The organism is Streptomyces sp. CB09001, assembly GCF_003369795.1.
In the GTDB taxonomy this organism is placed as follows: Bacteria; Actinomycetota; Actinomycetes; order Streptomycetales; family Streptomycetaceae; genus Streptomyces.
The window spans coordinates 3,276,456-3,299,695 of record NZ_CP026730.1 but is presented as its reverse complement, the minus strand read 5'-3'; the positions used below and the strand labels follow the sequence as shown (position 1 = coordinate 3,299,695).

Here is a 23,240-nt window from a genome sequence, read left to right as displayed (position 1 = left end):
CTCGAGGAGGAGGCCCGCCGATATTTCACACATCTGCGGCGAACCAAGGGGATGGGACCGGGGTTCTGGTACTCGCGCTGATCCGGCCACGCGGCCGACGCCCGGCCAGGCAGGTTGCCGGGCACCGCCCAGGCGAGAGAGGGTGGTCCGTACGTCTGGCCTCAGCTATGGCCGGACGAGCCAGACGACCGCAGGAGTGTCCCAGAATGTCTATCGACCCGTCTTCGATTCCGAACTTCGGGGGCAAGCAGCCCGAGCCGCAGCCCCAAGGACCGGCGGGCCCCGTCGTCCCGGATCAGGATCTTGTGAAGCAGCTCCTCGAACAGATGGAGCTGAAGTACGTCGTCGACGACGAGGGCGACCTCGCGGCGCCGTGGGAGCAGTTCCGTACGTACTTCATGTTCCGCGGCGAGGGTGACCAGCAGGTCTTCTCGGTGCGGACGTTCTACGACCGGTCCCACCAGATCGACGAGAAGCCGCAGCTGCTCGAGTCGGTCGACGACTGGAACCGGCGCACCCTGTGGCCCAAGGTGTACTCCCACACCCACGACGACGGCACGGTCCGCCTGATCGGCGAGGCGCAGATGCTGATCGGCATGGGCGTCAGCCTGGAGCACTTCGTCTCCTCGACGGTCAGCTGGGTGCGGGCCGCCATCGAGTTCGACCGGTGGCTCGTGGAGCAGCTCGGCCTGGAGCAGGACGTCAACGAGTCGGAGAAGCCGACCGACGAGGACGGCGAGTAGTCCGCCCTCACGGCACCACGCCGGAGAGCCCGGCCCTCGCTGCATCGGCAGCGGGTGCCGGGCCTTCTGCTTCCCGCGCGGCTCACGCCGAGAGCGTCTTCAGCCGCCGCACCGCCTCCTCCAGCACCGGGGTCCGTTTGCAGAACGCGAACCGCACGAAGGGCGCGCCCTCCTCGCGGTGGTCGTAGAAGACCGCGTTGGGGACGGCGACGACGCCCGCGCGCTCGGGCAGGGAGCGGCAGAAGGCGAAGCCGTCGCGCTCGCCGAGCGGGCGGATGTCGGTGGTGACGAAGTACGTCCCGGCGGGGCGGTACACGCCGAAGCCGGCCTCGGCCAGTCCCGCCGCCAGCAGGTCCCGCTTCGCCTCCATGTCCCGCCGGTAGGCCGTGAAGTACGACTCCGGCAGCGCGAGCGCCTCGGCGACCGCGTACTGGAAGGGTCCCGAGGCCACGTACGTCAGGTACTGCTTGGCCGAGCGGACCGCCGTGAGCAGGGCGGGCGCGGCGGTGACCCAGCCGACCTTCCAGCCGGTGAACGAGAACGTCTTGCCGGCCGACCCGATGGTCACCGTGCGCTCCCGCATTCCCGGGAAGGACGCCAGCGGGATGTGCTCGGCGGTGTCGAAGACCAGGTGCTCGTAGACCTCGTCGGTCACCACCAGCAGGTCCCGCTCCACCGCCAGCTCGGCGATCGCGGCCAGCTCGTCGCGGGTGAGGACCGTGCCCGTCGGGTTGTGCGGGGTGTTCAGCAGCAGCAGGCGGGTGCGGTCGGTGACCGCGTCGCGCAGCTCGTCCAGGTCCAGGCGGAACGCGCCCTCGTGCGGCCGCAGGGTCACCGGCACGCGCGTGCCGCCCGCCATCGCGATGCACGCCGCGTACGAGTCGTAGTACGGCTCCAGCGCGACGACCTCGTCGCCGGGCTCCAGCAGGGCCAGCAGGGCGGCCGCGATGGCCTCCGTGGCGCCGGCGGTGACCAGGACCTCGGTGTCGGGGTCGTAGGACAGGCCGTAGCGGCGCTGCTGGTGATCGGCGACGGCGGCGCGCAGCTCGGGGACTCCGGGGCCCGGCGGGTACTGGTTGCCGCGCCCGTCGCGCAGCGCCCGCACCGCGGCCTCCCGGACCTCCTCGGGGCCGTCGGTGTCGGGGAAGCCCTGGCCGAGGTTGATCGCCCCGGTCCGCGCCGCCAGGGCGGACATCTCGGCGAAGATCGTCGTCCCGAACTCCGCGAGCCGGCGGTTCAGGAGGGGACGGGCGCTGGAGCTCATCGAGGTCATGCCGGTCATCCTGCGCCGAAGCTCTGGACTTCCTCAACTCTGCTTTGGGGCGTGGCGGCGAGGGGCATCTCCCGTTCACGCCGGTGAGCTTCACGGCGCGATCCACAGGCAGGCGACAGGTAATCGACACGCAGCGAGGCGTCCGACGGGGGACTGCTTCGGGGGACTTCCGGGCGCGAGCCCGGGAACGGAAGGAGGGTGGAGCCATGGTCACAGGCATTGTTCTGGTCTTGGTCGCAGCCCTGTTGATCAGGGGAATCTCGGTGAGCCGGCGCGCCTCCCGCGCCGGGCGGGGCAGGCCCTGGTCCGGCTCGGGCGGCGGCAGTGGCAGCGGCGGCAGCAGCAACAGCTGGTGGGCCGGTGACGGGGGCGGTTCGTCCTCCGGCGGCCACCACTCGGGCCACTCCTGCGGTGGCGGCTCGTCCTGCGGAGGCGGGTCGTCCTGCGGGGGAGGGGGCGGCGGATGCGGCGGAGGCGGCGGCTGACACGGGGCAGCTGAGCCTTTGGTCAGGGGGAACCGCATCCCCTGCAAGGGGCCCGTTCCTGGGACCGGGCCCCGCGTCCCCACGAAGAGCGCCCGCCGGGCCACACGCCCGGTGGGCGCTCCCACGCCCGGCGCACTCCGTACGGGCGGGGTGTGCGCCGTGGTTGAACAGTTGAGCTGTGGAGCCCCCTGAGGGATGGAAACGTCACGAAGTTGGGTAAAAACGCTGTGGCGGCCCCATCGTTCATGATTCGCTCTCCCTCACCAACGCAGCTCCTCGGACGACCTGTTGACCCCCCTCCTGACCGGCCGACTGGGCTGAGCGGGCCGCATCCCCGGCAGTGCCACGGATGCGCAGGCCCCACACCTTCCTCTCCTTGTGTGCTTGCGGAGCCGATCCATGCTCACGACCCTGAATACCGCCTACACCGACACCCGCGCCGCCGACCTGGCCTGGGCCCTGGGCCGCGAGCCGCTGCCCGCGCTCGCCTGTCTCGACGTCGAACTGACCGACGCCCGTCTGCAGCTGAGGCTGCTCGGCGCCTCCCACCAAGTCCTGCTCGAGGAGGAGCGGGGCAGCTGCTCGGAGACGGTGGCGTGCATCCCCGGCAGCAGCACCCCCCTCCCGCTGGGCGTCGCCAAGCGGGTGGGCGACTGGGAGTACGAGTTCGCCGCCCGCGTCGAGGTGCTGACGCCGGGCTCCTTCGCCGGCCGCGCCCAGGAACTGCTGGCCCTGGTCTCCGACCACCCGCACGGCCTGGCCGGTGTCTTTCCCGGCAGCCCGCACGCCTTCACCGCGCTGCTGGCCCAGCGGCACGAGGGGCAGGTGCACTGGCGGACCTGGCACGCCTATCCGCAGGACGGCCAGTTGGTCGCGACCCGTACGCGGGTGGGCGTGCGGGTGCCGACGGCCGGGCTCAGTCCGACCCCGGTGTGAGCGGGCGGCACCGGCGGGCGCGAGCGGGTGGGGACCGAATAAACCTGCGGTGCCCGACCGGCCTTGAGTTTCACACGTGTGGGTGACGAAGCGCAGTGCCGGTGTGACGTAACGTCACTGCGTGATCGAACCGCACGCGCCCGCCCCGCCCGGCTCTCCGCCGTCCTGGGGCGGCCCCTGCGGCCCGGAAGCGCCCGCGCGGCTGCCGGTCCGGCCGGCCGTCGGGCGGTTCCTGGTGCTGGCGGGCGTGTTCGTGTGCGCGGCCTGCGGGCTCGTGTACGAACTCGAACTCGTCGCGCTGGCCTCGTACCTGATCGGCGACTCGGTCACCCAGGCGTCCGTCGTCCTGTCCGTCATGGTCTTCGCCATGGGCCTCGGCTCGCTCGCCGCCAAACGGCTGCGCGGCCTGGCGGCGGCCGGCTTCGGCGCGCTCGAGGCCGCGCTCGCCCTGGTCGGCGGCTCCAGCGCCATGCTGCTGTACGCGGTCTTCGCCTGGACCGGCGGCTGGGGTGGGCTGTGGGCCGACGGCCCGCGCGTCCTGCTGGTCGCCTTCTCCCTCGCCATCGGCGTGCTGATCGGCGCCGAGGTGCCGCTGCTCATGGAGCTGATCCAGCGGGTGCGCCGGCAGGACCCGGGCGGTGCCGTCGCCGACCTGTTCGCCGCGGACTACGTCGGCGCGCTCGTCGGCGGCCTCGCCTTCCCCTTCGTCCTGCTGCCCCACCTCGGCCAGCTCACCGGCGCGCTGCTCACCGGCACCGTCAACGCGGTCGTCGGCGCCGCCCTGGTCCTCGGGCTGTTCCGGCGCGACCTGACCCGCCGGGCGCGCTGGCTGCTGCTGATCGCCAACGCGGTCGTCCTCGCCCTCCTCGCCACCGCGACCGTCCTCGCCGACGACTTCGAACGCGCCGCCCGGCACGCCGTGTACGGCCAGGACGTCCGCGTGGCCGTCCGGACCGACGTGCAGGAGATCGTCCTCACCGGCGACACCGACGGCCGGCCCCTCGACCTGTTCCTCGACGGGCGGCTGCGGGTGCGCGGCAGCGACGGGCGGGGCTACCACGAGGCGCTGGTACACCCCGCCATGAGCGGCCCGCACGCGCGCGTGCTGATCCTCGGCGGAGGCGACGGCCTGGCCGCGCGGGAGGTGCTGCGCCACCCCGGCGTGCGCTGCGTCGACGTCCTCGAAGCCGACCCCGGCCTCGCCCGGCTGGCCCGGCACGACCCCGGTCTGTCCACCCTCAACGAGCACGCCTACGGCGACGCGCGCGTCCACGTCCTCGCGGGCGACGCCTTCCACCGGCTGCGCGCGACGCCCTCCGCGACGTACGACGTGGTGATCTCGGACCTGCCCGACCCGGGCGTCACGGCCAGTACGAAGCTGTACTCCCAGGAGTTCTACGGACTGCTGCGGCGGGTGCTCGCGCCCGACGGGCGGCTGGCGGTCCACGCGGGCCCGGTCGACGCACACCCCCGGGCCTTCTGGACCGTGGACGCCACCCTTCGCGCGGCGGGCCTGCCCGCCGTCGCCTACCGCGTCGGCGCACGCGACGCCGGCTCCGGCTCCGGGCCCGGCCCCCGACGCGCGGCCGCGGAGCCTCCCGCGCTCCGCGGCTGGGGCTTCCTGCTGGCCGCGCGCACGGCCCCCGCCCTGCGTCTGGACCCGGCGGCACCACGCCCGCGCAGCCTCACGCCGGACTCCCTGGCCCGGGGCGCCCGCGACGCGGCCCGCACCCGGACGGCCGGGCTGCCGCCCTCCACACTCGTGCATCCGCGGTTCTGAGCCCGCCCGCACGGGTGCCGTGACCGCGATCCACCGCGTCCCCGTGCGGCGGCCCGTCCCTCCCCAGGTGCGGGACGGACCGCCACACCCCCCGGTGGATCGCTCGCACCGAGAATCTACGGCCGCCCCGCGCGTCCCGGAATCCGGCGGTGGGTGGAGACCGGAGCCAACCCGGCGCGGTAGTCGTCCGGTTCCTGCAACTTCCGCGGTACCGCGGAAGGATGACGCCGACGCCGGGCGGCGGACCTACGCTGCGGGAATGCGCCTGCACCCCCTGGCGGCCGACGGTTTGATCGCCGCGGCGCTGACGACCGTGGCCGTTCTGCTCGGCACCGAGGCCGTCGCCCAGGGGTGGCCCGCGCTCGATCCGCTCGCCTGGACGCTCGTCGCCCTGCTCACCCTCCCCCTCGTCCTGCGCACCCGCGCCCCCGTCACCGTCTGCCTCGCCGTCCACGCCTGCTGGGCGCTCTACGTCACCCTCGACTACTGGCCCGTGGTCGGATCCTTCGGCCCCATGCTCGCCGTCTACACCGTCGCCGCCCAGCGCCCCACCCGCGCCGCCGCCGCCTGCGCCGCCCTGCTCGCCGGAGTGTGGATCTACGCCGGGCTGCACAGCGACTCCGGGGCCATGGCCTCGGTCGCGGGACAGGCCGTGGGCTTCCCGCTGGTGCTGTGGCGGTTCGGGTACGTGGCCCGCCGGACCGGCGAGCTGACGCTGCGGCTGCGCGCCGAACAGGCCGACCGGGCCCGGCGCGAGGTCGCCGAGGAACGCGTGCGGATCGCCCGCGAGCTGCACGACGTGGTCGCCCACCACATCGCCGTCATCAACGTCCAGGCCGGACTGGCCCGCTTCGTCTTCCGGTCCGACGCCCGCACGGCGCGCGACGCCCTGGACACCATCGAGGGCGCCAGCGGCGAGGCACTGGCCGAACTGCGCCGCATGCTCGGCCTGTTGCGCGCCGACGGCGTGCAGGGCGCGGACGGCGCCCCCGCTCCCGGCCTCGACCAGCTCGACGAGATGGTCACCCGGGTGCGCACCGGCGGCGTGGGCGTTCGGCTGCGTGTCACCGGCACCCCGCGCCCCCTGCCGCCAGGCGTTCAGCTGTGCGTCTACCGGGTGGTGCAGGAGGCCCTCACCAACGTCCTCAAGCACGCGCCCGGCGCCGACGCCGCCGTCGAACTCGCCTACCGCGCGGGCGAGGTGACCGTCTCGGTGACCGACGACGGACCGGCCGGGGGACCGGATCCGGACACACCTGCCGAACGGGGCGGCCACGGCTTGATCGGGATGCGGGAGAGGGCCAAGCTCTACGGCGGGACGATCGCCGTCGGCCCGCGCAGCGAGGGTGGATTCGGCGTGCGCCTGACCCTTCCGACGCCGGTACAAGTCGCACGCCGGGGAGACTCCGTGCGGGAATGACCGACGCAGACCGCCCGACGGACGGGCCGCACCACGACGCCGCCGGGCCGATCCGCCTGCTCGTCGTCGACGACCAGTACCTCGTCCGCAGCGGCCTCGCCACGCTGCTGCGCGCCGCCCCCGGCATGGAGGTCGTCGGCGAGGCGGCCGACGGCGCCGAGGCGGTGGAGCTGGCCGCGCGGACCCGGCCGGACGTGATCCTGATGGACATCCGCATGCCCGGCCTCACCGGCATCCAGGCCACCGAGCGGATCCTCGCCGAGGCGGTGGACCCGGCGCCCCGCATCCTCGTCCTGACCACCTTCGACCTCGACGAGTACGTGTACGGCGCCCTGCGGGCCGGCGCGTCCGGCTTCCTGCTCAAGGACGCGGGCCCCGAACGGCTGCTGGCCGCGGTCACCGCGGTGCACGGCGGCGACGCGCTGTTCGCTCCCGTGGTCACCCGGCGCCTGGTGGAGGCGTTCACGCGGATGACGGACACGGGCCGCGCGGACCCGCCGGACGCCGGTCCGCCACCGCCCGCGCTGACGACGCTGACCGGCCGCGAGGCCGAGGTCCTGCAACTGGTCGCCCGCGGTCTGAGCAACGCCGAGGCCGCCGACCGGCTGTTCATCAGCGAGGCCACCGTGAAGACCCACCTCAACCGCACCATGACCAAGCTGGGCCTGACCAGCAGGGCCCAGGCGGTGGTCGTGGCGTACGAGACGGGACTGGTGACGCCGGGGAGCGCGGGCACCGGGTGACTTTGTGCCGACGGGGGGTGCGGCGGGCCCCCGCTGGGTAGGGTGCCGTGACATGGAGCATGAGGTGTTCGTTCCGGTTCCGGCCGAGCGGCTCAGGGACGTGCTGGCCGACCCCGTCCGGGTCGCCCGGGCGGTTCCGGGGCTCCAGCAGGATGCCGGGGCCGAGCCCGTCGCGGGCCGGCTGAAGGTACGCATCGGCAGTCACTCCATCACCTACCGCGGCTCCCTGCGCCTGTCCGCGCGCGCGGACGGCACGTACGCCGTCGAGGGCGACGCCACCGAGTCGCGCGGCACCGGCGCGGTCGCGCTCGCGCTGACGCTGCGCGCGGACGACGCCGAGGGCGGCACCACCCTCACGTTCACCGGGACGGCCACCGCGGACGGGCGGGTCAAGGAGCTGCCGCCGGACTCGGTGGCGGCGGCCACGACACGGCTGCTGGCCCGGTTCGCCGAGAACCTGGGCACGGCGGCGCAGGAGCCCCCCGCACCGGAGCCGAGCCCGCACCCCGAACCGCGCCCCACCTCCGTATTCGACACCGAGGTCCCCCCGTCCTCCCTCATGGGCGGCGACGAGGACGCGGACGCGCAGGCGGGCGAGAAGGCGGAAGCGGAAGGGGACGCGAAAGGGGACGCGGAGGGCGTCGGGCGCACGGACGACGAGCCGGCCGCCCCACCGCCCGCCGAACCCGCCCCACCGCCCGCGGAGGCCGCGCACGCGCGCCGCACGATGATCGGCCGCAGCGCCGAGGAGGTGGACCACGCCCCGCCGCGCGGCCGGTACGCCCCCGTGCCCGCGCCCCATGCGAGCACGGTCGGCGCCCCCCTGCGCTGGGCCGCCCCCGCGGCGGCGCTGGTCGTGGCGTCGGCGATCGTGGTGGGCCGCGCACTGCGCAGACGCCGCTGACCACCGCCGGACCCGCCGCGGAGCCCACCGCCGGGTGGGGCCCCCTTGATCGCCCCAGTAGGGTCATGGCGTGAGTAACGAACCCATCACGCTGACCGCGGGCGACGCGGAGGCGACCGTGCTGCCGGGCAACGGCGGCCGGATCGGCGGACTCCGCGTCGGCGGCACCGAACTGCTCCGCCAGGGCGAGCGCTACGGCTGCTTCCCGATGGTCCCCTGGTGCGGACGCATCCGCGACGGCCGCTTCAGCGACGGCGCCGTGGTCCACCAGATGCCGCTGAACTCCCCGCCGCACGCCATCCACGGCACTGCCCGCGACGCCGCCTGGCGCACCGCCCGCGTCACCGCCGACGAGGCCGTCATCACGTACGACCTCGTCGATCCCTGGCCCTACCCCGGCCGCGTCACCCAGGTGATCGCGCTCGCCGAGGACGGGCTCACGCTGTCGATGGCCGTGGAGACGTACGAGTCGTCCTTCCCGGCGCAGATCGGCTGGCACCCCTGGTTCAACCGCACCCTCGACGGTGCGGACGTCGGGATCGCCTTCGACCCCGCATGGCAGGAGGAGCGCGGCGACGACCACCTCCCCACCGGCAACCGCGTCGAGCCGAAGCCCGGCCCCTGGGACGACTGCTTCGGCATGCCGGACGGCGTCGACGTCACCCTGACCTGGCCGGGGCGGCTGGAGCTGAAGGTGACCAGCCGGGAGCAGTGGGCCGTGGTGTACGACGAGCAGGAGGCCGCCGTCTGCGTGGAGCCGCAGACCGGCCCGCCCAACGGCCTGAACACCCTCCCCCGCCTGGTCACGCCCCTGGAGCCGCTGGAGGCCACGACGACCTGGGCCTGGCGCCGCCTTTAAGCTGGCGTACATGACGGACGTACGTGGCGAGCTGCTGCAGCAGATCAAGGACAAGGCCGTGGTGCACGGCAAGGTCACCCTCTCCTCGGGTCTGGAGGCCGACTACTACGTCGACCTGCGCCGCATCACCCTGGACGGCGAGGCCGCGCCGCTGGTCGGTCAGGTGCTGCTCGACCTGACCGCCGACCTGGAGTTCGACGCGGTGGGCGGGCTCACCATGGGCGCCGACCCGGTCGCCGCGAGCATGCTGCACGCCGCCGCCGCGCGCGGCCGCAGGCTGGACGCGTTCGTCGTCCGCAAGACCGCCAAGGCGCACGGGCTGCAGCGCCGCGTCGAGGGCCCGGAGATCAGGGGCCGCCGCGTCGTGGTCGTGGAGGACACCTCCACCACCGGCGGCTCCCCGCTCACCGCCGTCGAGGCCGTGCGCGAGGCCGGCGCCGAGGTGGTCGCCGTCGCGACGATCGTCGACCGGGCGACGGGCGCCGCCGAGAAGATCCAGGACGGCGCGGGAGTGCCGTACCTGTACGCGTACGACAAGGACGAGCTGGGCCTGGACTGATACCAGGGGTACCAGGGGTACCAGGGGCCGAGACGGGGCCGGGGTCCACTCGGGTATTCCCGGTCCGTCTGGAAGGATGGGGCCGACGATGACGTCGCCCCCCAGTCCTAGGTCAGGGCCATAAGCAACAACACGCCCACCCGCGTAAACAAGGAGCGGACAGATGCCCATCGCAACTCCCGAGGTCTACAACGAGATGCTGGACCGGGCGAAGGCAGGAAAGTTCGCCTACCCCGCCATCAACGTGACCTCTTCCCAGACGCTGCACGCCGCCCTGCGCGGTTTCGCGGAGGCGGAGAGCGACGGCATCGTCCAGATCTCCACCGGCGGCGCCGAGTTCCTGGGCGGCCAGCACAACAAGGACATGGTGACCGGCGCCGTCGCCCTCGCCGAGTTCGCGCACATCGTCGCCGAGAAGTACGACGTCACCGTCGCCCTGCACACGGACCACTGCCCCAAGGACAAGCTCGACGGGTACGTCCGCCCGCTGCTGGCGGTCTCCGAGGAGCGCGTGAAGGCCGGCCGCAACCCGCTCTTCCAGTCGCACATGTGGGACGGCTCCGCCGAGACCCTGGCCGACAACCTCGCCATCGCCACCGAGCTGCTGGAGCGCGCCCGCGCCGCCAAGATCATCCTCGAGGTCGAGATCACCCCGACCGGCGGCGAGGAGGACGGCGTCTCCCACGAGATCAACGACTCCCTGTACACCACGGTCGACGACGCGGTCCGCACCGTCGAGGCCCTGGGCCTGGGCGAGAAGGGCCGCTACCTGCTCGCCGCGTCCTTCGGCAACGTGCACGGCGTCTACAAGCCGGGCAACGTCGTGCTCCGCCCCGAGCTGCTCAAGGAGCTGAACGAGGGCATCGCGTCGAAGTACGGCCGGCCGGCCGGCAGCAAGCCGTTCGACTTCGTCTTCCACGGCGGCTCCGGCTCCACCGCCGAGGAGATCGCCACCGCGCTGGAGAACGGCGTGGTCAAGATGAACATCGACACGGACACCCAGTACGCCTTCACGCGTCCGGTCGTCGACCACGTGTTCCGCAACTACGACGGCGTCCTGAAGGTCGACGGCGAGGTCGGCAACAAGAAGACGTACGACCCGCGCACGTGGGGCAAGCTGGCCGAGGCCGGCATGGCCGCGCGCGTCGTGGAGGCCTGCGGGCACCTGCGCTCGGCGGGCCAGAAGATCAAGTAACACCCGGTCGACACGACCGTACGCACGAGCCCGGCGCCCTTCGCGCCGGGCTCGCCGCACAGCTGGGTGTATATCTGGACCATGCCCGATGTCCGGCTGTCCTCACCGCAGGGCAAGTGGATCCTGCTGACCACCGTCCTCGGCTCCAGCATGGCCCTGCTGGACTCGACCGTCGTCAACGTCGCGCTGCCCCACATCGGGCGCGACCTCGGCGCGGACCTGGCCGCCCTCCAGTGGACCGTCAACGCGTACATGGTCACGCTGGCCGGCCTGATCCTCCTCGGCGGCGCCCTCGGCGACCGGTTCGGCCGCCGCCGGATCTTCGTCCTCGGCGTGCTGTGGTTCGCCGCCGCCTCCCTGCTGTGCGGCCTCGCGCCGAACGCCGGCGTGCTGATCGCCGCCCGTGCCCTCCAAGGCGTCGGCGGGGCGCTGCTCACCCCCGGCTCCCTCGCCCTGATCCAGGCCTCCTTCCACGCCGACGACCGGGGCCGTGCGGTGGGGCTGTGGTCCGGGTTCGGGGGCGTCGGCGCGGCGATCGGGCCGTTCCTCGGGGGCTGGCTGGTGGACGGCGCGGGCTGGCGCTGGGTCTTCCTCCTCAACGTCCCGCTGGCACTGCTGTGCGCCCCCATCGCGCTGCGGCACGTCCCCGAGTCCTCGGACGAGCGCGCCCACACCGCCCGCTTCGACGTGCTCGGCGCCGCCCTGTGCGCGGCGGCCCTCGCGCTGCTCACCTACGCGCTGATCGAGGCCCGTACGGCGTCCTGGGCGGTGGCGCTCAGCGCGGTGGCCGGGGCGGTGGCCGCCGTGGCCTTCGTCCTCGTCGAGCGGCGCGGCAAGGATCCGATGATGCCGCTCGGCGTCTTCTCCTCCCGCCAGTTCACGGCGGTCAACCTGGTCACCCTGTGCGTGTACGCGGCCTTCGGCGGCTTCTTCTTCCTCGCCGCGCTCCAGCTCCAGGTCGTCGTCGGCTGGTCCGCGCTGGCCGCCGGTACGGCGCTGCTGCCGACCACCGTCCTGATGCTGCTGCTCTCCGCCCGTTCCGGCGAGCTCGCCGAGCGCCTCGGCCCGCGCCTCCAGCTCACCGTGGGGCCCCTGTTCTGTGCGGCCGGGATGGTTCTGATGCTGCGGGTCGGCCCCGGCGCCTCGTATCTCGCCGACGTGCTGCCCGCCCTGCTGGTGCTCGGCCTCGGCATGGTCACGCTGGTGGCCCCGCTGACGGCGAGCGTGCTGGCGGCCGTGGACACCGCGCGCGCCGGTCTGGCCAGCGGCATCAACAACGCGGCGGCCCGTGCGGCGGGGCTCGTCGCGGTCGCCGCGCTGCCCCTGCTCACCGGCATGGGTGAGGAGGCGTACCGGTCGGCCGACGCGTTCGACGACGCGTTCGGACCGGCGATGCTGATCTGCGCGGGTGTCCTGGTGGCGGGCTCCGTGATCGCCTTCACCACGGTGCGCCGCCCGGCCCCGGACTGCCCCCGCCCCGAGTGCCGCACCCACGGCTCGGTGCTGACGCCGCCGCTGGAAGGGGCGCGGGGAACCGCGCAGGAAGGGTGACGCAGGGCACCACCTCGGACCGACCCCCGGGTCATGCCTAAGGGGCGCGGGGAACCGCGCGCTCAACCACAGCGCACCCGCACCCGACAACGCACCCCGCCCCGCCCGGCCGCCCCCGGCGATGCCGCAGACTTGTCCCATGTCCATTCACGAGAACCTCCTCGGGGGACCGCCCCCGACCCACCTCCCCGACGACCCCGGGCCGCGCGAGCTGCTGGCGGGCGGCACCTCTCCCGCCGACGTCGCCGCGAAGTACCCGACGTCCTCGCTCGCCTGGGCCCGGCTGGCCGACGAGGCGTTCGAGCGGGGCAGCGTCGTGGAGTCGTACGCGTACGCCCGTACGGGCTACCACCGCGGCCTCGACGCCCTGCGCCGCAGCGGCTGGAAGGGGCACGGCCCGGTGCCCTGGGAGCACGAGCCGAACCGCGGCTTCCTGCGCGCCCTGCACGCCCTCGCCCGCGCCGCCCAGGCGATCGACGAGAAGGAGGAGTACGAGCGCTGCAGCCAGTTCCTGAAGGACTCCTCGCCGAGCGCGGCCGAGGTGCTGGGCTGACCCCTGCGTGTATCCGGCCCGTCCGCCGTCCGCGGGCGGGCCTTGCGGTTTCCTGCGACGATTGCGGAGGATGCCGTTGGGGACCGGGGCCCCGTGCCGGTAACGGCAGGGCGGACCGCTACCCGTGCACATCAGGAGACAGCGATGTCCCACGACGCCCCGAATCTCGACTTCGAGGGCAGCACGCCGTACGAGGACTACGTCAAGGCGGACGTGCTCACCCACCTCCAGCACACCCTCTCGGACGACCCCGGAGAGATGGTCTTCCTGGTCACGACCCAGGTCATGGAGCTGTGGTTCACCGTCATCGTCCACGAATGGGAGACCGCCGCCCGCGCCCTGCGCGAGGACCGGATCCCGGTGGCGACCGACGCGCTCAAGCGTTCGGTGCGGGAGCTGGAGGCGCTGAACGCCTCCTGGACACCTCTGGGGCAGCTCACCCCGGCCCAGTTCAACTCCTACCGGTCCGCCCTCGGCGAGGGTTCCGGCTTCCAGTCGGCGATGTACCGCCGCCTGGAGTTCCTGCTCGGCGACAAGTCCGCGTCCATGCTCGTCCCGCACCGCGGCGCCCCCCGCGTCCACGCGGAACTGGAGAAGGCGCTGCACGAGCCGAGCCTGTACGACGAGGTGGTCCGGCTGCTCGCCCGGCACGGGTACGACATCCCGGACGCCGTGCTCCGGCGCGACCTCACCCGGAAGTACGAGGCCGCCCCCGAGGTCGAGGCCGCCTGGACGGCCGTCTACTCCGGCGACCAGAACGGCGAGCTGGCCCGCCTCGGCGAGGCCCTCACCGACGTCGCGGAGCTGGTGTGGCGCTGGCGCAACGACCACCTGGTCGCCACCCGGCGCGCGATGGGCTCCAAGACCGGCACGGGCGGCTCCGCCGGGGTGGCCTGGCTGGAGAAGCGGGCCCGGGGCAACGTGTTCCCCGAGCTGTGGACGGCGCGGTCGTATGTCTGAACTCCAACGGACCGCCGAGGAACTGGACGCCGCCGACCCACTGGCCGCGGTGCGCGGGAAGTTCGTCCTGGACGACGTGACGTACCTCGACGGCAACTCGCTGGGCGCCCTCCCCGCGCACGTTCCCGCGCGCGTGGCGGACGTCGTACGGCGTCAGTGGGGCGAGCTGCGCATCCGGTCCTGGGAGGAGAGCGGCTGGTGGACCGCGCCCGAGCGGATCGGCGACCGGATCGCCCCGCTGGTCGGCGCGGCCGCCGGGCAGATCGTGGTCGGCGACTCGACCAGCGTCAACGTCTTCAAGGCGCTGGTCGCCGCGGTGCGCATGGCGCAGGAAGGCGGTGAGGGCGGCGGGTCCGGTCCGGTCCGGGACGAGATCCTGGTCGACGCCACCACCTTCCCCACCGACGGGTACATCGCCGAGTCGGCGGCCCGGATGACGGGCTGCGCCCTGCGGCCCGTGGCCCCGGCCGAGGTCCCCGGCGCCCTGGGCGACCGCACCGCCGCGGTGCTGCTCAACCACGTCGACTACCGATCGGGCCGGCTGCACGACCTGCCCGCGCTCACGGCCGCGGCGCACGCGGCGGGGGCGTACACGGTCTGGGACCTGTGCCACAGCGCGGGTGCGCTGCCGGTCGGACTCGACGAGCACGGCGTGGACCTGGCGGTCGGCTGCACCTACAAATACCTCAACGGCGGCCCCGGCTCGCCCGCGTACCTGTACGTGCGCCGTGACCTCCAGCCCCGCTTCGACTCCCCGCTGCCCGGCTGGAACTCGCACGCCGAGCCGTTCGGCATGCGGCCCGCCTACGCCCCGGCCTCCGGCGCGGTGCGCGGGAGGGTCGGCACGCCGGACATCCTCTCCCTGCTCGCCCTGGACGCGGCGCTGGACGTGTGGGACGAGGACGGCGTCTCGGTGGCGGCGGTGCGGGCCAAGTCGCTGGCGCTGACGGACTTCTTCCTGCGCTGTGTCGGGGCGTACGTCCCGGACGGCCGCGTGGAGTCCGTGACCCCGGCGGCGCACGTCGAGCGGGGCAGCCAGGTCGCGCTGCGCTGCGAGGGTGCGGGCGAGGTGATGAAGCGGCTGATCGAGCGCGGGGTGGTCGGGGACTACCGCGCTCCGGACGTGCTGCGCTTCGGCTTCACCCCGCTGTACGTCGGCTTCGCGGACGTGGAGCGGGCGGCGCGGGTGCTGGCCCGGACGCTGGCCGGCTGAGCCGCGCGGTCGAACGGGGGCGGGGACCGGACACGCCGTCCGGTCCTCACCCAGCGTCACATCCCCGTGTCCGCGCACGTCATCGGCCTGATAACGTCCGGCCAACGGCCGATTCTTTCCTTCCTCCGGTCCGCCAACACCGTTCCGTCGCTGAGAGGTTGACCATGCCGGACGCCGCCGCAGAACCGGGCACCGCTGCCGCGAGGGACGCCGCGGAGGAGAAATCGGCCCTCTCCCACCCGGCGGTCGAACCCGACAGCACCGCCGGTTACGGCGACCACCCCGACCAGGTGATCGACTTCTACGTGCCGCGCGGCGGCGCGGGCCCGGGCGAGGCCGCTCCCGTGGTGGTGGTCCTGCACGGAGGCTCGTGGCGCGCCCCGTACGACCGGCGGCACATCAGCCCGTTCGCCGGCTTCCTGGCCCGCCGGGGCTTCGCCGTGGCCAGTGTGGAGTACCGGCGCGGGGCGGAGGGAGCCGGTGCGCCGGGTTCGGGCGGTGATCCCGTCGCGGGGCGCTGGCCCGACACGTTCGACGACGTGGCCGCCGCGCTGGACGCGCTGCCGGAGCTGGTCCGGCGGCACCTGCCGCGGGCGGACGCGCGGCGCGTGGTGCTCACCGGCCACTCGGCCGGCGGCCACCTCGCCCTGTGGGCGGCCGCCCGGCACCTGCTGCCCGCGGACGCCCCGTGGCGGACCGAGCGTCCGACGCCTCTGCGCGGCGTGGTCGCGCTCGCGCCGATCGCCGACTTCGAGGTCGCCGACGAGCTCGGCGTGTGCGGTGGCGCGACGCGGCAACTGCTGGGCGACGGCGAGCTGTTCACCGAGCGCCGCCCGTACGCGGACCCCGCCCTGCTGCTGCCCACCGGGATCGCGACGACCCTCGTGCAGGGCCGCGCCGACGTGGACGTCCCGCAGGCGGTCGCCGAGGCGTACGCGGACGCGGCGGCGAAGGCCGGGGAGGTGGTGGGGGTGACGCTGCTGGAGGACGTCGGCCACTACCCGCTGATCGACCCGGCGGCGGACGCGTGTGCGGTGGTGGCGGAGGAGATCGCGCAGTTGGCATGGTGAACGGGGTGGGAGCCGACGCCCGGCGACACCTGTCGTACCCGTAGTACCTCAGAGCTACCCCGCAGGTGAGTTCCCTGGCGGGACGCGGGTTACCCGGCCCGATCCATAACTTCCCTTCCAGACGCACCCGGTGGGCGGGCGCGCTGGAGGGGAGCGGCCATGAGGCCCGGGACGACGGTACGTTGGCGGCGGCGCGTGCGCGGATGGCGCCGCGCCGGTTGCGCCACCCTCATCGCCGGTGCCGTGGCGCTTCCCCTCTCCGGGGCCGCGCGGCCCGAGATCCCCGCCCCGCCACCTGCCGCGCTCGCGGCCCCGACGGCCGCCACGCTGGAGCAGGCGTACGCCGCCAACCGGGCCAACGCGGTTGAGGCCTCCCGGATGGCCGCCGACCACGGCGACCGTCACCGTGCGGCGGCGGACCGCGCGATGGCCGACCGGTCCCGCCATCTCCTCGCCTTCGACGGCCGGGGCGCCGGACTGGCCACCGAGGTCTTCGGCGACCTGGCGCGCGCCGACCACGTAGCCGTCCTCGTCCCGGGCTCCGACACCGGCCTCGACACCTACGGCCGCTTCCGCGCCGCCGCCCTCGCCCTGCACCGGCAGCTCGTCGCCGAGGCTCCCGCGGGCACCCGCACCGCCGTCGTGGCCTGGCTGGGGTACGAGACGCCGGGCACCGTCAGCACCACCGTCGCCACGACCGACCGCGCCGACCGGGCCGCCCCCGAACTGCGTGCCCTGGTCGGCGACCTGCGCCGGATCACCGGCCCCGACACCGGCCTCGCCCTCCTCTGCCACTCCTACGGCTCGGTGGTCTGCGCCCGCGCCGCCGACGGCCTGGACGTGGCCGACATCGCTCTGGTCGGCAGCCCCGGCACCGGCGCCGACACCGCCGCCGGTCTGCGCTCCGACGCCCGGATATGGGCGGGGCGCGGCGCCGACGACTGGGTGGAGCACGTTCCGCACGTCAGCGCCGGCATCTTCGGCACCACCGTCGGCTTCGGCACGGATCCGGTCTCCCCGGACTTCGGCGCGCGGGTCTTCGACGCCGGGGACGGCGGCCACAGCGACTACTTCGACACCGGCTCCCTCGCCCTGACGAACCTGGCCCGGATCGCCCTGGGCGACACCACGGAGGTGACCCATGCCTGACCTTGCCCTGACCCCGACCCCGACACCGACCCCGGCCGTCATACCGTCGTTCTCGCGCGGGGGCCTGCGCGAGGCCGCCGCCCGTATCGACGGGGCCACCCCCGAGGACCGGGACCGGGCCGTGGACGCCCTGCGCGCCCTCGCCATCCTCGGGGTGGTCCTCGGGCACTGGCTGGTGACGGCCCTGGTCGCCGACGGCAGCAGCCTGCACGCGGCCAGCCCGCTGGGGGAGATGCCCCGGCTGGCCCCGGTCTCCTGGGCCTTCCAGACCCTCGCCGTGTTCTTCCTGGTCGGCGGTCATGTCGCCACCCGCGGATACGCGTCGGCCCGCGCCCGCGGCGAGTCCTACGGCCGCTGGCTGACCGCCCGGCTGTCCCGGCTCTTCCGGCCGGTCCTGGCCGTCCTCGGCCTGTGGACGGTGACGGCGGCGCTGCTGCTCCTGACGGGCGCGGACTTCGTGACCGTGCACACGCTGGTGAAGCTGGCGCTGTCCCCGATGTGGTTCCTGCTGGTCTTCGCCGTGCTGACCGCGGCGACGCCGCTGCTGACCCGGCTGCATCCGCTGTGGCCGCTGGTCGTCGTCCTCCACATAGACCTGCTGCGCTTCGGTCTCGGCGCCCCGTCCTGGCTCGGCTGGGTCAACCTCGCCGCCGGCTGGCTGGTCCCCTACACCCTCGGCGCCGCCTGGTCCCGCGGCGAACTGGACCGTCGCCGATCGGGCTGGATCCTGCTCACCGGTGGCACGGCGGCGACCGCGGCGCTCGTCGCCTGGGCGGGCTACCCGGCGTCGATGGTCGGTGTCCCCGGCGCGTCGGTGTCGAACCTCAACCCGCCGACCCTGGCCGCCGTCACCTTCGGCCTGGCCCAGTGCGGGCTCGCCCTGCTGCTGCGCGAGCGGCTGCGCCGTGCGATGCGGCGCCCCATGGCGTGGGCCGCGGTCGCGCTGGTCAACCTCTCCGCGATGACGATCTTCCTCTGGCACCAGACGGCGCTGATGGCGACCACGGCCACCGGTCTCCTCGCGGGCCGTCTGCCCGGCCTGCACACGCCTCCCGACGGCCTGGACTGGGTCGCGGCCCGGCTCGCCTGGCTCCCGGTGTTCGCGCTGGTCCTGGCCGGCTGCTGGGCCACGTTCCGCTCCTGCGAGCAGCGCGGTCCAGGACGGCGCCGTACGCGGGTCGTGCGCGCGCACCGCCCGCAGCGCCGGGCGACCACGGCGGGTGCACGCCATGTCTAGGGTGGAGCCTGTGACGCGATGGGGGAAACGGCAGTGGGCGTGGTTCCGGGCCCGGGCCGAGCGCGTGCTGCGCGTGCTCCACGACGACCTGTGGACCTGGCGGGCCGATCCGCTGCCGCCGTCGGTGTGGCTGCGCTGGTTCCCGCACGGGGTGGTGTGTCTGGCGGCGCTCGGGGTGCTGCTGGGTGACGCCGCCCAACTCGGGGACAACGGCGGGATCGAGCCGGGCTTCGCCTTCCTCATCGGTGCCGCCCAGGCCGGCGCGATGGTGTTCGCGCTGTGGCGGCCGGTCGCGGCGTGGTGGCTGTCGATGGCGGGCATGCTGGTCGGGGCCTTCGCGGTGCGGGCCGAGATGGTCCCGGGCGGTTACGAGTTCACGTGGCCCTGGACGGCCGCCGGGCTGATCGGGCACCTGTTCGTGATGCTGCTGCTCGCCCTGCGGGTGCGGACGCGCGTGTCCCTGGAGGCGCTGGCCCTGACCGCGCTCACCACCTACCTGGTGCAGGGCGTGATGGGCGCGTCGAACTACCAGCCGACCGGTCAGCTCGCCGTCATCCTGTTCGCGGTCGTCGTCGTCCTCGGCATCGCCCTGCGCGGCCGCAGGGAAGCCCGCACGCAGTTGGCGGAGCAGACCACGCTCACCGCCGAGGAGCGGGCCCGGCGCACCCTGCTGGAGGAGCGCGGCCGCATCGCGCGCGAGCTGCACGACGTGGTCGCCCACCACATGTCGGTGATCTCCATCCAGGCCCAGGTCGCGCCCCTCCTCGTCGAGAACCCGACGGACGAGCTGAAGGAGAACCTCGCCGGCATCCGGCAGAACGCGCTGGAGGCGCTCACCGAGCTGCGCCGGGTGCTGGGCGTGCTGCGCTCCGAGTACCCGGACGTGGTGGAGGCGCCCGAGGGAGGGGACGCCGCCGCACCGCACGCCCCGCAGCCCACCCTGGACCGGCTCGACGCGCTGGTGGAGAACACCCGGGCCGCCGGACTGTCCGTCACCACCGATACGAGCGGGACGCGCAGACCGCTGCCGCCCGGCGTGGAGCTGTCGGCGTACCGGATCGTGCAGGAGGCGCTCAGCAACGTGCTGCGGCACGCGCCGGGCGCGAGTGCCGAGGTCCACCTCATCCACCTCCCCATCGGGCTGCGTGTGGTGGTCTCCAACACCCGGCCGTTGCGCACACCGGCGCCGTCGCAGGGTGCCGGGCACGGGCTGCTCGGCATGCGGGAGCGGGTGGCGATGCTCGACGGCACGCTGACGGCGCAGGCGCTGCCGGACGGCGGCTACCAGGTGGCGGCGTTCCTGCCGGCCGACGGCCCCGACCTGCCCACGGACCTCATCCCTGACCCTTCCATCGAGGACGACTCCCCATGACGACCAGCAGCAACGGCCGCGTGATCCGCGTGCTGATCGCCGACGACCAGCAGATGGTCCGGCAGGGTTTCACCGTGCTGCTCAACACCCAGCCCGACATCGAGGTGATCGGGCAGGCGGTGGACGGCCTGGACGCCGTGGCCAAGGTCGCCGAGCTGGCCCCGGAGGTCGTCCTGATGGACATCCGGATGCCCGAGCTGGGCGGCATCGAGGCCACCCGGCGGATCACCACGGCCACCCCGCAGATCCGGGTGCTGGTGCTGACCACCTTCGACCTGGACGAGTACGTGTACGAGGCACTGCGGGCGGGGGCCTCCGGGTTCCTGCTGAAGGACGCCTCCGCCGACCAGCTCGCCGAGGCGGTCCGGGTGGTGGCCGCCGGTGACGCCCTGCTCGCGCCGGGGATCACGCGGCGGCTGATCGCCGAGTTCTCCCGGCTGGACGACCGCCCGCGCGCCCCGCTGAAGGCCCGCGTCGGCGAGCTGACCGAGCGGGAGACGGAGGTGCTCGCCCTGATTGCGCAGGGCCTGTCGAACGCGGAGATCGCCCAGCGTCTGGTGGTCGCCGAGCAGACGGTGAAGACCCATGTGGGCAGGATCCTGGTGAAGCTGGGCCTCAGGGACCGCACGCAGGCGGCGGTGTTCGCGTACGAGTCGGGGCTGGTCCGCCCCTCGGGCTACTGAGGAGCGACGCGCAGTTGCCCCCCGTAGTACTTGAGACGGATGCCCGAGAACCCCTCTCCACGGGGACGACCGGCCACTCCCGGTCGGCCTACCGTGTGAGCGTGACCGAGACGATTCACCAGCAGCACGAGGGCGGGACCCGCAGCCAGGAGTACCGGCTTGTCCGGACCTCCCTGCGGGGACTGCGCCAGGATCTGTTCCAGGACCCCTTCGCCTACCGCGTTCTGCCGCCCCGGCACACGGACGGCCCGTTCGTCCGCCGGCTGCCCGGCCGGCTGCGCTCGGACGCGCGGTACCTCCCGCACGCGGTGGTCGGGGCGCTCGCGTTCATCACCTTCGTCGTGGGCGCGGTCTCGGGCGACCTGCCCGGCGGCGACGTACCGGCCCTGCTGAGCGGCATCCTGTGCGCCCTCCCGGTGCTCGCCACGCTGGTGCGGCCGATCGGCGCGTTCTGGCTGTCCCTCGCCGTGACGCCGCTGGTCGCGCTCATCAACGGCGCCGGGTGGGACTGGCCCTGGATGCCGGGCGCGTTCATCTGCCACCTCGCGGTCCTGATCATCGTGGCGCTGCGCACCCGTCCCCGCACCGCTGTGTGGATGTGGGTCCTGACGTGTGTGTACGCCTTCCTCTCGGACGTCTTCTTCGGCGGGTCGTACTACTACACGAACAGCGGGCCGATGATGGTGACGTCGGCGTTCGCCCTGCTCGTGGTCTGTCTCTGGCACATACGGCAGACCGCCCGCAAGGAGGTGACCGCCCAGCAGACGGTCACCGCGCACGAACGCTCCCGCCGCACCCTGCTGGAGGAGCGCACCACCATCGCCCGTGAGCTGCACGACGTGGTCGCCCACCACATGTCGGTGGTCGCCATCCAGGCGGAGGCCGCGCCCTACCGGGTGGAGAATCCGCCGGAGGAGCTGGAGCGCGCCTTCGCGACCATCAGGGAGAACGCGGTGGCGGCCCTCACCGAGCTGCGCCGCGTCCTGGGAGTCGTCCGCGCCGAGGACTACGAGGCCCCGGACGCCCCGCAGCCGACGCTCGCCGACCTGGACGCCCTGCTCGCCAATGTGCGCGAGGCGGGCCTGGCCGTGGACAAGGCGGTGACCGGAGCGGTGCGGGAGCTGCCGCCCGGTGTGGAGCTGTCGGCGTACCGGATCGTGCAGGAGGCCCTGAGCAACAGCCTGCGGCACGCACCCGGCGCGACGGCCCGTGTCGAGGTCTCCTACGTGCTGGGCGGCCTGGGCCTGCGCATAGTCAACGCCGCCGTCCCGCAGAACACCCTGGTCAAGCCGTCGCCCGGAGCAGGACACGGTGTCACGGGCATGCGGGAGCGGGTGGCGATGCTGAACGGCGAGATGACCGCGGGCCCTACGGACGACGGAGGGTACGAGGTGGCGGTGTTCCTTCCGGTCGCTTCCCAGACCGAAGGTGACGCATGACGATCCGCGTACTGATCGCCGACGATCAGATGATGGTCCGCGAGGGCTTCTCGGTCCTGTTGAACGCGATGCCGGACATCGAGGTCGCCGGTGAGGCGGTCAACGGCCGCGAGGCGGTGGCGAAGGTCCGCGAGCTGGCTCCGGACGTCGTCCTGATGGACATCCGCATGCCCGAGCTGAACGGCATCGAGGCGACCCGGGAGATCGTGGCGGCGGACAGCACGTCCAAGGTGCTGGTCCTCACCACCTTCGACCTCGACGAGTACGTGTACCAGGCGCTGCGCGCGGGTGCGTCCGGCTTCCTCCTCAAGGACGCCTCGGCCCGCCAGCTCGCGGACGGCGTCCGGGTGGTGGCGTCCGGCGAGGCCCTCCTCGCCCCCTCGATCACCAAGCGCCTGATCACCGAGTTCTCCAAGCTCTCCGACGCCCCGCGCCTGATGCCCTCGGCCCAGGCGGCCTACGGCGACCTGACCGAACGCGAGACGGAGGTCCTGGTCCTGATCGCGCAGGGCCTGTCCAACTCGGAGATCGCCGAACGCCTGGTGGTCGCCGAGTCGACGATCAAGACCCACGTCAGCCGCATCCTGGTGAAGCTCGGCCTGCGCGACCGCACCCAGGCGGCGGTCTTCGCCTACGAGGCGCGACTGGTCACCCCGGGCTGACCGGCACCGACCTCGCACCACACGTATTTGCCCCTGTTGCCGAACCGGGAGAGCGGCTGCCACCCCCACAGGTCGGAGCAGGCTCTGACGAGGGCGAGCCCCCGGCCGCTCTCGTCGCCGGTCACGTCCGCCAACCGGGCGGGAGCACCGGGAGGTTCGGGATCCGCGTCCCACGCGCCGATCCGCAGCGTCCCTGGCGGTGACCAGCGCACCCGCAGTGCGGCGGGCCCCTTGGTGTGCAGCACGGCGTTGCCGATCAGCTCCGCCGCGAGGAGCTCCGCGAGGTCGACGAGGCGGATCAGTCCGTGCATGGTGAGGATGAGACGCAGGGTGCGCCGACTGATCGTGACTGCGCGCGGGTCGTTGGGGATGTACAGGGAGTACTCCCAGGACTCGTCTTCGGGCATGCGGCAACTCCGTTCGGGTGCGGGGAGGTGGGGGAGGGCGCGGCCTC

General features: G+C 73.6%; 22 protein-coding genes. 20 read left to right on the top strand and 2 right to left on the bottom strand.

Going from position 1 to position 23,240, the window contains the following annotated elements; translation table 11 throughout:
- Positions 1-206: 206 nt before the first annotated feature.
- Complete coding sequence (locus C4J65_RS15100) at positions 207-743, top strand: YbjN domain-containing protein (protein ID WP_003975279.1); 537 nt, start codon at positions 207-209, stop codon at positions 741-743.
- 82 nt (positions 744-825) lie between these two features.
- Here the strand turns inward: C4J65_RS15100 and C4J65_RS15095 are convergent, their stop codons facing one another.
- Positions 826-2,016: a pyridoxal phosphate-dependent aminotransferase gene (locus C4J65_RS15095; protein WP_115746464.1), complete on the bottom strand. Its 1,191-nt coding sequence runs from the start codon at positions 2,014-2,016 to the stop codon at positions 826-828.
- Between the two features lie 884 nt (positions 2,017-2,900).
- On the opposite strand from C4J65_RS15095, the gene C4J65_RS15085 reads away from it, so the two are divergent.
- The 19 genes from C4J65_RS15085 (at position 2,901) to C4J65_RS14995 (ending at position 22,786) form a co-directional block, all read left to right on the top strand.
- Complete coding sequence (locus tag C4J65_RS15085) at positions 2,901-3,437, top strand: DUF2617 family protein (RefSeq protein ID WP_162833193.1); 537 nt, start codon at positions 2,901-2,903, stop codon at positions 3,435-3,437.
- A gap of 121 nt (positions 3,438-3,558) precedes the next feature.
- Positions 3,559-5,217, top strand: coding sequence for a polyamine aminopropyltransferase (locus tag C4J65_RS15080; RefSeq protein WP_115742878.1), 1,659 nt, complete (start codon positions 3,559-3,561; stop codon positions 5,215-5,217).
- A gap of 259 nt (positions 5,218-5,476) precedes the next feature.
- Positions 5,477-6,637 carry a sensor histidine kinase gene (locus C4J65_RS15075; RefSeq protein WP_162833192.1) on the top strand — a complete coding sequence of 387 codons (1,161 nt, stop codon included), beginning with the start codon at positions 5,477-5,479 and terminating at the stop codon, positions 6,635-6,637.
- Positions 6,634-7,380, top strand: coding sequence for a response regulator transcription factor (locus tag C4J65_RS15070; protein WP_115742876.1), 747 nt, complete (start codon positions 6,634-6,636; stop codon positions 7,378-7,380). The genes C4J65_RS15075 and C4J65_RS15070 overlap by 4 nt, the downstream gene beginning before the upstream one ends.
- A gap of 52 nt (positions 7,381-7,432) precedes the next feature.
- Positions 7,433-8,284 carry an SRPBCC domain-containing protein gene (locus C4J65_RS15065; RefSeq protein WP_162833191.1) on the top strand — a complete coding sequence of 284 codons (852 nt, stop codon included), beginning with the start codon at positions 7,433-7,435 and terminating at the stop codon, positions 8,282-8,284.
- A gap of 70 nt (positions 8,285-8,354) precedes the next feature.
- On the top strand, positions 8,355-9,143 hold the full coding sequence (locus C4J65_RS15060; protein ID WP_115742874.1) for an aldose 1-epimerase: 789 nt from the start codon (positions 8,355-8,357) through the stop codon (positions 9,141-9,143).
- A 10-nt stretch (positions 9,144-9,153) separates the two neighbouring features.
- Positions 9,154-9,702 (top strand): orotate phosphoribosyltransferase, encoded by a 549-nt coding sequence (gene pyrE / locus C4J65_RS15055; protein ID WP_115742873.1) that lies wholly within the window; start codon positions 9,154-9,156, stop codon positions 9,700-9,702.
- 163 nt (positions 9,703-9,865) lie between these two features.
- A complete protein-coding gene (fbaA, locus tag C4J65_RS15050; RefSeq protein WP_115742872.1) occupies positions 9,866-10,897 on the top strand; it encodes a class II fructose-bisphosphate aldolase in 1,032 nt (343 codons plus the stop codon).
- 81 nt (positions 10,898-10,978) lie between these two features.
- On the top strand, positions 10,979-12,448 hold the full coding sequence (locus C4J65_RS15045; protein ID WP_115742871.1) for an MFS transporter: 1,470 nt from the start codon (positions 10,979-10,981) through the stop codon (positions 12,446-12,448).
- 139 nt (positions 12,449-12,587) lie between these two features.
- Positions 12,588-13,001, top strand: a complete 414-nt coding sequence (locus C4J65_RS15040; protein ID WP_115742870.1) for a DUF3151 domain-containing protein — start codon at positions 12,588-12,590, stop codon at positions 12,999-13,001.
- 144 nt (positions 13,002-13,145) lie between these two features.
- Positions 13,146-13,961 (top strand): tryptophan 2,3-dioxygenase family protein, encoded by an 816-nt coding sequence (locus C4J65_RS15035; protein ID WP_115742869.1) that lies wholly within the window; start codon positions 13,146-13,148, stop codon positions 13,959-13,961.
- Positions 13,954-15,174 carry a kynureninase gene (kynU, locus tag C4J65_RS15030; RefSeq protein WP_115742868.1) on the top strand — a complete coding sequence of 407 codons (1,221 nt, stop codon included), beginning with the start codon at positions 13,954-13,956 and terminating at the stop codon, positions 15,172-15,174. Before C4J65_RS15035 ends, kynU begins: the two co-directional genes overlap by 8 nt.
- 164 nt (positions 15,175-15,338) lie before the next feature.
- Positions 15,339-16,244, top strand: coding sequence for an alpha/beta hydrolase (locus C4J65_RS15025; RefSeq protein WP_115742867.1), 906 nt, complete (start codon positions 15,339-15,341; stop codon positions 16,242-16,244).
- A gap of 159 nt (positions 16,245-16,403) precedes the next feature.
- Positions 16,404-17,393 (top strand): alpha/beta hydrolase, encoded by a 990-nt coding sequence (locus C4J65_RS15020; RefSeq protein WP_115742866.1) that lies wholly within the window; start codon positions 16,404-16,406, stop codon positions 17,391-17,393.
- Entirely contained in the window at positions 17,386-18,630 is a 1,245-nt protein-coding gene (locus tag C4J65_RS15015) for an acyltransferase (protein ID WP_115742865.1), read from the top strand. The genes C4J65_RS15020 and C4J65_RS15015 overlap by 8 nt, the downstream gene beginning before the upstream one ends.
- Positions 18,623-20,002, top strand: coding sequence for a sensor histidine kinase (locus C4J65_RS15010; protein WP_115742864.1), 1,380 nt, complete (start codon positions 18,623-18,625; stop codon positions 20,000-20,002). The genes C4J65_RS15015 and C4J65_RS15010 overlap by 8 nt, the downstream gene beginning before the upstream one ends.
- Entirely contained in the window at positions 19,999-20,685 is a 687-nt protein-coding gene (locus C4J65_RS15005; protein ID WP_115742863.1) for a response regulator transcription factor, read from the top strand. The genes C4J65_RS15010 and C4J65_RS15005 overlap by 4 nt, the downstream gene beginning before the upstream one ends.
- 14 nt (positions 20,686-20,699) lie before the next feature.
- Entirely contained in the window at positions 20,700-22,124 is a 1,425-nt protein-coding gene (locus tag C4J65_RS15000) for a histidine kinase (RefSeq protein WP_115742862.1), read from the top strand.
- Positions 22,121-22,786: a response regulator transcription factor gene (locus C4J65_RS14995; protein ID WP_115742861.1), complete on the top strand. Its 666-nt coding sequence runs from the start codon at positions 22,121-22,123 to the stop codon at positions 22,784-22,786. Before C4J65_RS15000 ends, C4J65_RS14995 begins: the two co-directional genes overlap by 4 nt.
- Here C4J65_RS14995 and C4J65_RS14990 read toward each other — a convergent pair.
- Positions 22,756-23,193 carry an ATP-binding protein gene (locus tag C4J65_RS14990; protein ID WP_115742860.1) on the bottom strand — a complete coding sequence of 146 codons (438 nt, stop codon included), beginning with the start codon at positions 23,191-23,193 and terminating at the stop codon, positions 22,756-22,758. The genes C4J65_RS14995 and C4J65_RS14990 overlap by 31 nt on opposite strands.
- Positions 23,194-23,240 lie beyond the last annotated feature (47 nt).

Coding starts and splice junctions, on each gene's coding strand:
- fbaA (WP_115742872.1), top strand. CDS start 9,866: ATGCCCATCGCAACTCCCGAGGTCTACAACGAGATGCTGGACCGGGCG.
- kynU (WP_115742868.1), top strand. CDS start 13,954: ATGTCTGAACTCCAACGGACCGCCGAGGAACTGGACGCCGCCGACCCA.
- C4J65_RS15035 (WP_115742869.1), top strand. CDS start 13,146: ATGTCCCACGACGCCCCGAATCTCGACTTCGAGGGCAGCACGCCGTAC.
- C4J65_RS15065 (WP_162833191.1), top strand. CDS start 7,433: ATGGAGCATGAGGTGTTCGTTCCGGTTCCGGCCGAGCGGCTCAGGGAC.
- C4J65_RS15045 (WP_115742871.1), top strand. CDS start 10,979: ATGCCCGATGTCCGGCTGTCCTCACCGCAGGGCAAGTGGATCCTGCTG.
- C4J65_RS15015 (WP_115742865.1), top strand. CDS start 17,386: ATGCCTGACCTTGCCCTGACCCCGACCCCGACACCGACCCCGGCCGTC.
- C4J65_RS15095 (WP_115746464.1), bottom strand. CDS start 2,016: ATGACCTCGATGAGCTCCAGCGCCCGTCCCCTCCTGAACCGCCGGCTC.
- C4J65_RS15075 (WP_162833192.1), top strand. CDS start 5,477: ATGCGCCTGCACCCCCTGGCGGCCGACGGTTTGATCGCCGCGGCGCTG.
- C4J65_RS15010 (WP_115742864.1), top strand. CDS start 18,623: ATGTCTAGGGTGGAGCCTGTGACGCGATGGGGGAAACGGCAGTGGGCG.
- C4J65_RS15070 (WP_115742876.1), top strand. CDS start 6,634: ATGACCGACGCAGACCGCCCGACGGACGGGCCGCACCACGACGCCGCC.
- C4J65_RS15085 (WP_162833193.1), top strand. CDS start 2,901: ATGCTCACGACCCTGAATACCGCCTACACCGACACCCGCGCCGCCGAC.
- C4J65_RS15025 (WP_115742867.1), top strand. CDS start 15,339: ATGCCGGACGCCGCCGCAGAACCGGGCACCGCTGCCGCGAGGGACGCC.
- C4J65_RS14995 (WP_115742861.1), top strand. CDS start 22,121: ATGACGATCCGCGTACTGATCGCCGACGATCAGATGATGGTCCGCGAG.
- C4J65_RS15005 (WP_115742863.1), top strand. CDS start 19,999: ATGACGACCAGCAGCAACGGCCGCGTGATCCGCGTGCTGATCGCCGAC.
- C4J65_RS15100 (WP_003975279.1), top strand. CDS start 207: ATGTCTATCGACCCGTCTTCGATTCCGAACTTCGGGGGCAAGCAGCCC.
- C4J65_RS15040 (WP_115742870.1), top strand. CDS start 12,588: ATGTCCATTCACGAGAACCTCCTCGGGGGACCGCCCCCGACCCACCTC.
- C4J65_RS14990 (WP_115742860.1), bottom strand. CDS start 23,193: ATGCCCGAAGACGAGTCCTGGGAGTACTCCCTGTACATCCCCAACGAC.
- C4J65_RS15020 (WP_115742866.1), top strand. CDS start 16,404: ATGAGGCCCGGGACGACGGTACGTTGGCGGCGGCGCGTGCGCGGATGG.
- pyrE (WP_115742873.1), top strand. CDS start 9,154: ATGACGGACGTACGTGGCGAGCTGCTGCAGCAGATCAAGGACAAGGCC.